Source organism: Gordonia sp. NPDC058843, assembly GCF_042743165.1.
Taxonomy (GTDB): domain Bacteria; phylum Actinomycetota; class Actinomycetes; order Mycobacteriales; family Mycobacteriaceae; genus Gordonia.
On record NZ_JBHYNC010000060.1, the window covers coordinates 19811 to 28526 of the forward strand.

An 8716-nucleotide genomic window follows, 5' to 3' on the forward strand; every position below is an offset into this window, starting at 1 on the left:
TTGTGTGAGGGTATTTCGTGTCTGTCTGCTACGCACGGTCGGAACTCTTTCGGGCAGGGGCCGGATCGGCCGGGTCGGTGCGGTCGGCGGCCGACCGCAGGGTGGGGATGGCGTCGAGAAGTGCTCGGGTGTGGGGGGAGGACGGTGACGCGAACACGTCGCGGGCAGGCCCTTGCTCGACGACGCGGCCGCGGTGCAGCACGAGCAGGCTGTGACACAGCTGCCGGACGACGGCGAGGTCGTGGGAGATGAAGACCAGGGCCAGGTCGCCGGTCTCGGCCAGTTCCCGCAGGAGGTCGAGGATCTGCGCCTGAACCGAGATGTCCAGTGCCGAGACCGGTTCGTCGCAGACGATCAGTCGTGGCCGGGCACCCACCGCGCGGGCGATGTTGACCCGCTGGCGTTGCCCGCCGGACAGCTCGCGCGGATGGCGCCCGGCCACGTCCGCGGGCAGGTGAACCGCGTCGAGCAGCCTTCGGACCTCGGCGGCACGGGATGCGGAGCCGGACCGCCCGGACGGGAGGCCGGCGGCGCCGAGCGCCTCGGCGATGACCTCACCGACCAGGTACCGCGGATCGAATGAGGCCACCGAATCCTGTGCCACCAGACCGATCTGGCCGACATGAGCCGCTGCGGGGTGCGGTGCACCGAGGAATCGGAGTTCTCCGGCGTCCGGACGGGTGAGACCGGTGAGCATCGACGCGATGGTCGACTTCCCGGACCCGGACTCGCCGACGATGCCGAGGACCTCCCCGGACCGGACGTCGAACGAGACATCCCCGACCGCCGTCACCGGCCGTCCGAGGACGCGGTAGGACTTGGTGAGCCCGGCCGCGGACACCACCGGGGTGCGATCGTCGGCCACGACCGGCGGTCTCGCCGAACCCCGCGGCACCGCATCGATCAGGGCTCGTGTGTATCGATCACGCGGATCGTCGATGACCTGGCGGACGGGTCCCGATTCGACGATGCGGCCCTCACGCATGACGAGCACCCGATCGGCGACCGCCGACACCACGGCGAGATCGTGGCTGACGAGGATCACTGCGCGACCCGCCCGCGCCTGCGCCACGATCAGGTCGAGGACCTGTGCCTGGACGGTCACGTCGAGCGCGGTGGTGGGCTCGTCGGCGATCACGAGGTCGGGGTCGCCGGCGAGGGCGGCGGCGATCAGCGCACGCTGGCGCTGCCCGCCCGACAGCTGGAAGGACCGCTGCCTGCGCCTGACCTCCGGGTCGTCGAGACCGACCGACCGGAGGAGATCGTCGACGCGGGCCGCGCGTTCGCGCCGGGACACCCTGGGACCGCCGGTCAGACCCTCGGCGACCTCACGCCCGATGGTCCGCAAAGGGTCCAGCGCGGTCAGCGCGTCCTGCAGGATGAGGCCGACACCCGCGCCGCGCAGGCGTCGCCAATCCTTTTCGCCGTGACCGGACACGTCCTCGCCGAGGATCTCGAAGCGGTCGGCGCGGACGTGTGCCGTGTCGCCGGCCAGACCGACGAGACTCCGTGTGGTGACCGACTTCCCGGAACCGGACTCACCGACGATGGCGAGGACCTCACCGCGGTGGATCTCGAGATCCACCCCGGTGACCACCTCGGGTCCGGAACCGAATGCGATGCGCAGGTTGGTGACCCGGACGAGCGCGTCGGTGACGACACCCTCATGGGCCTCGGGGCGGGCCACGGTGAGCGTCATCGCGCGACCCTCCGCTCGAACCGGCGCTGTGCCGCGCGGCCGAGCACCGTCGTCGCGATGACGGTCGCGGTGACGGCCACACCGGGGAACAGCACCGACCACCACGCGATCCGGAGATCATCACGAGCCTCGGCCAGCAGTGCTCCCCACTCCGGCGTCGGGGGCTGGGGTCCGAAGCCGAGGAAACTCAGCGCCGCCGCGCCCAGGATCGAGGTACCGAGTCCCAGGGTGACGAGGACGGGCAGTGTGCCGATCGCGTTGGGCAGCGTGTGCCGCAGCACGATTCGCCACCGAGATGGGGTGAGGAGACCGGCCTGGGCGACAAAGGCCGAACGGTGGACGAGCGAGGTCTCGGCGCGCATCACGCGTGCATAGCGCGGTGCCGAGGCGATCCCGATGGCGACGATCAGGTTCGCTGTCCCCGACCCGGTCAGCGTGATCAGGACCAGGGCCAGCAGGATCTCCGGGAAGGCGCCGAGCAGGTCGAAGAACCGGGAGAGCACGGTGTCGACGACGCGGTTGCCGAGACCGGCGACCAATCCGGCGGGCACGCCGATGGCCACAGCGAGCAGCGTCGCGGCGACACCGATGAAGAGCGAGAGTCGCGCGCCGTGGACCACACGGGTCCAGACGTCGCGGCCGAGTTGATCGGTGCCGAACGGGTGGGTGAGCGACGGAGCCTGGTGAGAGATCGCCAGATCCGTGTGCAGGGGGTCGCCCGCCGCGAACACCGAGGGGACGGCAACCGCGAGGGCCAGCGCGACGAGAAAGCCTCCGGCCGCCCACGTCCCGGCCGTGCCCGGCAGGGTCAGCGCGGGCCACCGTCGTTGCGACAGCGACAGACTCGTCATCGGACACCCTCCTTCAGTCGGGGGTCGATCAACACGTAGGTGAGGTCGATGAGGATGGTGACCGTCAGATAGATCACCGCGGTCAGCAGGGCGACGCCGAGGACGACCGGGAGGTCGGAGTAGGTGACCGCCTCGACGGTGACGGTGCCGAGTCCGGTACGCCCGAACACCTCCTCGACGACGACGGTGCCGGTCAGGAGTCCGCTGACGGCCCAACCCGCCAGGGTGGCGGCAGGCAGCAGCGAGTGCCGCAGTCCATGGGTCAGGCGCAGACGGGTCGCGGAGATCCCGCGAGCGCGGGCCGTCACCGCGAACGGTTGCTCCAGCGCGCGTTCCACGCCGCCCCGCATGACCTGCGACAGCACGGCCGCGATGGGGAGTGCCAGGGTCAGCGCGGGCAGGATCAGGCGCTGGAGTTCGGTGCCCGAGGTGACCGGCAGTACGCGCAGGGTGAAGGCGAACACCCAGATGAGGATGAGGCCGACCCAGAACGCCGGTGCCGACGCGACGGCGAGCTCCACGCCGCTGACCGTGCGCGAGAACCAGTTTCGCCGACCCGCGGTCAGCACTGCGAGTGTCGGGGCGATGAGCACGACGAACAGGAGGGCGAGGCCGGCGAGTTGTGCGGTCGCCGCGAGCTGTTCGCCGAACAGGACGTCGGTGACGGCCTCGCCGCGGACGTAGGAGTAGCCGAGGTCGCCGTGCAGCACGTCGCCGAGGTAATCGAGGTACTGCACAGCCAGGGGCCGGTCGAGACCCCATTCCTGCTCGACCTGAGCCCGGAGGTCGGGGTTGCTCGATTCGCCCATCACCGCGGTGACCGGATCACCGGGCGCGAGGTGAATGGCGAGGAAGGCGAGAGTGGCCGCGGCCCAGATGGTGACGAGCGCGGACACTGCGATCGCGAGCACCCGCCGTGGGGCCGAGCGTCGTTCCGGCGCCGCGATCGGGGCCGGTGCGGCGCCTGCCGAGCCAGCCGGGGCCGTAAGGGTGGGCGTGTCGGTGACGAGCCTGCCCGCCGCGGTGTCGGCGTCGGAGAGGCCCCGCGTCGCGGTCATCGCTCGATAGGGGTGCCCACGATGCTCCCCCACTCGGTCCACGACCCGTCGTACACACGCACACGGGGATCGGAGAGGATGTCGGTCACCACGAGCCACCCGAGCGCCGCACGATGCGAGAGTCGGCAGTAGAACACGAGTTCCGTGGCGTCGGCGGCGTCGAGGCCGGCGATCCTGCGGCGCAGTGCGTCGGCGGGCAGCACCCGGCCGGCGTCGTCGAGCAGTTCGTTCACGTGCAACGGACGTGCACCGGGGATGTGGCCGTGCCGCTGCGCCCCGTGATCGATCGGCTCGGTGTCCGGCGCGACCCGCTCGCCCGCGTACTCCTCGGGAGTGCGCAGGTCGACGATCACGGACTCGGAGTCGATTGCCCGCCGTACCCCGTCCCGGTCGATCACCGCCGACGACAACGGCGTCACCAGCGGGAGCGGCGACGCGGGCGTTCGCCGCTCGACGGTCGGGGAGGTGCCCGTCGGTGACCCGTGTCCGAGTTCCCACGCGGGAAGGCCCCCATCGAGGTAGCGCAGCTCACCGCCGACGCCGACGACGCGCGCCACCCAGATTGCGTAGGCCGCGAATTGCGCTGGGCGCCCTGCGAAGACCACGATCCGGTCCTCGCCCGCACCCAGCACTCGCAGCCGCTCCGCGAGGTCCGCGGGGTCGGCGAACCGACGGCTGGTCTCGTGCCACAGGAGGCGCTTCCAGAACACGGAACGCGCGCCGGGGACGACCCCCGGGCCGTCGACATGTTCTGGATCGTCGGTGACCTCGATGACGACGACGTCCGGGTCCGACAGACGACGCGCGAGCCAGTCGACGCCGACGAAGACGGAGGCCTCCGGGTCGGGCGACTCCGAGGCGACAGCGCTCGGATCGACGGTGTTCACAGCGTTGGTCACAGGACCTCCTTCCTCCGTTCGGGGCCCGGGAAGTCGGGCAGTTGAAACATAAGCAGTCGGGCGGTGCCCGGTGAATACAAAAATCACGAAGGGTTGAAGTATGTTCTCAAGTCGCGCTGATCACATAACTTTTCTGCAGCCGCTTCACCGACTCCCGCCCCCGATGCGAAGGACAGCCGCCGATGCCCGACCGCCGCGACGATCTCGTGTGTTCCGCCTCTGAACTGGTTCGCCGCCGCCCGCCCGGGCTCGTACTGCTCGACGTGCGTGTCGATGCCGGCGGCCGCGCGGACCGCGAGAACTACTTGCGCGGCCATCTCCCGCGGGCGCACTTCGTCGACATCGACGCGGACCTCGCCGGGGAGGTCACGCCGGCGTCCGGCGCGCGGCCGTTGCCCGAGCCCGCGGCGTTGACGGAATGCCTGCGCCGGTGGGGGCTGTCCGACGACAGCACCGTCGTCGTCTACGACGACTCGAGATCCGCTGCGGCGGCACGCGCCTGGTGGGTGCTGCGGTGGGCCGGACTGTCCGACGTCCGTGTGCTCGACGGCGGCCTCCGTGCCTGGATCGCTGCCCGGGGTCCGATCGCGATCGGTGAGGAACCGGACGGCGACGGCGACATCGAGGTCACCGGTGGTTCGATGCCGGTGGTGGACACCGACGACGTGGCACGGTTGGTACGCACCGGCGTCGTCCTCGACGCCCGCCCCGAAGCCGACCACCTCGGTCACGGCCACATCCCGGGTGCCGTCGCCGCCCCCGTCTTCGACGACCTCGACGCCCACGGCCGACTCCGCGACCATGCCGACCTGGAGGCGCGCTACCGCACGTTCGGGGTCACCGATCGCGGGATCGAATCCGCCTCCTACTGCGGCAGTGGCGTCGCCGCCGCCCTGCAGGTCCTGGTCCTCGAGTCCCTGGGGTTCCGGGCTGCGCTCTATCCGGGCTCGTTCTCGCAGTGGTCCGCCGATCCGGCGCGCCTCGTGATCCGTGGGGCGCTCGCCGGGGCCCCGACCTCGGTCCCGGTCGGAGGGATCGCATGAGCACGGGCCGCCATGTCATCCTCAACGCCAACCTGATTCCGGGGGGCACCATCGGCAGTCCGTGGCGACGGGCCGCACCCGATGGCGAGCACTTCGTCACCATCGAGCACTACGTCGACGTCGCACGGGTGGCCGAACGCGGCCTGCTGGACGCGGTCTTCCTGGCCGACTCTCCCGACCTGCAGGCCAAGGACTGGAATTCCCCCAGCCGTCTGCTCGACCCGTTCATCGCTCAGGCGGTCCTGGCGGCACGCACCGAACGGATCGGACTCGTGGTCACCGCGACGACGTCGTACAGCGACCCGTACAACCTGGCCCGCCAGTTCGCCTCACTCGACGCGGTCTCCCACGGGCGCACCGGCTGGAACGTCGTCGTCACCGGCGGGGATGCGGCCGCCCGGAACCACTCGCTCGACGCGGCCCTGCCCAAGCAGCAGCGGTACGAGCGGGCCGCGGAGTTCCTCGAGGTCGTCACCGCCCTGTGGGACTCATGGGAACCGGGTGCACTGGTCGCCGATCGGGGCTCCGGCCGGTATCTCGATCCCGCGCGGATCCACCCGATCGACCACAAGGGCGCGCACTTCCGGGTCGAGGGGCCGTTCAAGGCACCACCGCTGAGCGACGGCCGGCCGGTGGTGATCCAGGCCGGTGCGTCCACCCATGGCGTCGAACTGGGTGCCCGCACCGCGGACGCGATCTACTCCGCGCACACCGATCTCGAGTCGGCGCAGCGTCGGCGCGGGGAGATCCGGCGACTGGCCGCCGGCGCGGGCCGCGACCCCGACACAGTCAAGCTGCTGCCCGGTCTGATCATCGTGCTGGCCGACACCGAGGAGGGCGCGCGCCGACGGGAGCGCGAACTCACCGATCTGATCCCGGACCACGTGCAGATCGCGAATCTGGCCGCCCGTCTGGACATGCACGCCGATGAACTCGATCTCGACGCGCCGATCCCGTGGGACAAGATCCCTACCGAGGCCGAGGTTCCCGGGTCACGAGGCCAGCGGGCGGTCTTCCTGGAATTCGTCCGGCGCCGTGGTCTCGACACCCGCGGGGCCGCCCGCCTCCTCGCCGCCGGCGGCGTCCACGTGACGGTGGTCGGGACACCGGAGCAGGTGGCCGATCACATCGAGACCTGGTTCCGCTCCGGTGCCTGCGACGGGTTCAACGTCATGATGGACGAATTGCCGTCCGGACTGGAACTGTTCGTGGACACGGTGGTACCGATACTGCAGCGGCGCGGGCTCTTCCGCACCGAGTACGCGACCACGACTCTCCGAGGACACTACGGCCTGTGAGCACCCACCCGTGACCACCACGACGATCACCGCGCCCCGTTCCTCGCTGTTCGTCCAGGTGCGCACCGGACCGCTGACCGCCTCGGTGTACCGGTCGGCCATCGACCTCGCCGTCGAGGCCGAGCGCCTCGGATTCCACACGATCTGGTTCGCCACACGCCATTTCGGGGCGCACTCGGCGGCACTTCCGACGCCGTTCCCCCTGCTCGCCGCGGTGGCCCAGCACACCGACCGGATCCGGGTGGGCAGTGGCGTCGTCGCGCTCCCCTTCGAGAACCCGGTGCGGCTCGTCGAGGACGCGGCGGTCACGGACGAGCTGAGCGACGGCCGGCTCGAACTCGGCATCGGCAAGGGGCTCGGCTTCGGCCTGTCGGCGACGACGTATGCCGGATTCGGTCTCGCACAGGATGATCGGGAGGCGCTCTACACCTCGCGGCGGGAGGCTCTGCATCGTCTTCTCGAGACCGGCCGGGTGGCGCCCGGGGTGCCCGTGCATCCGGACCCCCGGTCGCTGCGTGCGCGGGTGTGGCAGTCCACCGGCAACCCGGAGACCGCGCGGCACGCCGCACGAGCCGGCGACGGCCTGTTGGCGCACACCGCTTCCGAAGCCGCCGGCCGCGGCGGCGCCGACGAGTTGATCGAGGCCTACCTCGACGCGTTCCGCCCCGACGGCCCGGGACACCCGTCGCCGCGTGTCGGTGGCACGATCGCCGTCGTCCCGGGGAAGTCCGACACCGATGCACGGGAGATCTTCGACCTCGACGTCGCCACGAGTCCGGCCTACTACTCCGACAAGCTCGACGATCGTGATGCGGCGACCTACCGCGACGATCTCGCCATCCACTGCGGAGACGCCGGCACCGTGGTCGACGCGGTCCGCGACAGTCCCCTCGTCACGAGATCCACGGACTGGCTGTTCCATGTCCCGCTCGCGCTCGACCACGCCCGGTATGGGGAGTGCATGGCGCGGATCGCCGAGCAGATCGTCCCGGCGTTGTCGGTCCTGCGCGCCCAGCACATCTGAGATCGCTTCGCCGACAGAAGGTTCGCGGAACCCTCAGTCGAGGAATTCGCGGTGCACGGCACCCGCGACGGCCGCGACCGCATCCGCGAGCTCCGCGATCGCGTCCGGATCGTCGGGCAGTTGCGGCACCGCGATCCGCAACAGGCCGTGACCAAGCGGGTCGACGAAGGATCGCGCTCCCGAACCGACGTGTATCCCGCGGCGCGCCAACTCGATCAGAGCACCGGTCTCGTCGCGCACCTCCGCCCACAGCACCAGGCTGTTGGGACCCGAGCGGGCGCGTACCCCGCGTGCGGTCAACTCGGTGCGCAGCGCCTCGCGACGATTCCGGTAGCGCGTGCGCGCGGTCTCGATGACGGTGTCGGTCTCGGGGTCGGCGACCAGATGCGCGAGAGCGTTCTGCAGGATGCGGCTGTTGGCCGCGATGCCGTGGACGCGGAGCCGGATCGCCCGGTTGATGAGTTCATCGCTGCCGCCGATGACACAGGTCTTGATGTCCATGCCGTAGGCCTTGCAGTAGCTGCGGACACGGACCGTCCGGTCGGGGAGATGTTCACCGAGTGACGGCGCCTGGGCGTCGGCGAGCGGACCCACGGCATCGTCCTCCACGATCCACGGCGTGCGGTCGGCGTCGGCCACCAGCGCGACCAGTTCCGACCGACGGCCCGGGGTGAGCGTCCCACCCGCCGAATAGCCGCCCTCGGGTTGCAGCACGATCGCGGCGGGCTCGGCGTCCAGCGCGGCGGCGAAGGAGTCCGGGCGGGCGCCGGACTCGTCCGAGGCGATGCCGACCACGCGGTACCCGACCTCGGCGAGGGTGTCGAGGAAGCCCGGCATGACCGGC

The 8716-nt window shown here is 70.8% G+C and carries 8 protein-coding genes; 3 read left to right on the plus strand and 5 right to left on the minus strand.

Annotation, left to right across the window (positions count from 1 at the left end):
- Positions 1-28: 28 nt before the first annotated feature.
- Genes ACFW3F_RS23855 through ACFW3F_RS23870 form a run of 4 tightly spaced genes read right to left on the minus strand, consistent with a single transcriptional unit; the run spans position 29 to position 4507 of the window.
- A complete protein-coding gene (locus ACFW3F_RS23855; RefSeq protein ID WP_388061902.1) occupies positions 29-1699 on the minus strand; it encodes an ATP-binding cassette domain-containing protein in 1671 nt (556 codons plus the stop codon).
- On the minus strand, positions 1696-2550 hold the full coding sequence (locus ACFW3F_RS23860) for an ABC transporter permease (RefSeq protein ID WP_388061904.1): 855 nt from the start codon (positions 2548-2550) through the stop codon (positions 1696-1698). Before ACFW3F_RS23860 ends, ACFW3F_RS23855 begins: the two co-directional genes overlap by 4 nt.
- Positions 2547-3608, minus strand: a complete 1062-nt coding sequence (locus ACFW3F_RS23865) for an ABC transporter permease (protein ID WP_388061906.1) — start codon at positions 3606-3608, stop codon at positions 2547-2549. The genes ACFW3F_RS23860 and ACFW3F_RS23865 overlap by 4 nt, the downstream gene beginning before the upstream one ends.
- On the minus strand, positions 3605-4507 hold the full coding sequence (locus ACFW3F_RS23870; protein ID WP_388061908.1) for a sulfurtransferase: 903 nt from the start codon (positions 4505-4507) through the stop codon (positions 3605-3607). Before ACFW3F_RS23870 ends, ACFW3F_RS23865 begins: the two co-directional genes overlap by 4 nt.
- A 182-nt stretch (positions 4508-4689) precedes the next feature.
- On the opposite strand from ACFW3F_RS23870, the gene ACFW3F_RS23875 reads away from it, so the two are divergent.
- Genes ACFW3F_RS23875 through ACFW3F_RS23885 form a run of 3 tightly spaced genes read left to right on the plus strand, consistent with a single transcriptional unit; the run spans position 4690 to position 7872 of the window.
- On the plus strand, positions 4690-5550 hold the full coding sequence (locus ACFW3F_RS23875; protein WP_388061910.1) for a sulfurtransferase: 861 nt from the start codon (positions 4690-4692) through the stop codon (positions 5548-5550).
- Positions 5547-6848, plus strand: coding sequence for an NtaA/DmoA family FMN-dependent monooxygenase (locus ACFW3F_RS23880; RefSeq protein WP_388061911.1), 1302 nt, complete (start codon positions 5547-5549; stop codon positions 6846-6848). The genes ACFW3F_RS23875 and ACFW3F_RS23880 overlap by 4 nt, the downstream gene beginning before the upstream one ends.
- A 10-nt stretch (positions 6849-6858) precedes the next feature.
- On the plus strand, positions 6859-7872 hold the full coding sequence (locus tag ACFW3F_RS23885; protein WP_388061913.1) for an LLM class flavin-dependent oxidoreductase: 1014 nt from the start codon (positions 6859-6861) through the stop codon (positions 7870-7872).
- A 33-nt stretch (positions 7873-7905) separates the two neighbouring features.
- Here the strand turns inward: ACFW3F_RS23885 and ACFW3F_RS23890 are convergent.
- Positions 7906-8716: aminotransferase class I/II-fold pyridoxal phosphate-dependent enzyme (locus ACFW3F_RS23890; RefSeq protein ID WP_388061915.1), on the minus strand; the 811-nt coding region annotated here is incomplete at its 5' end.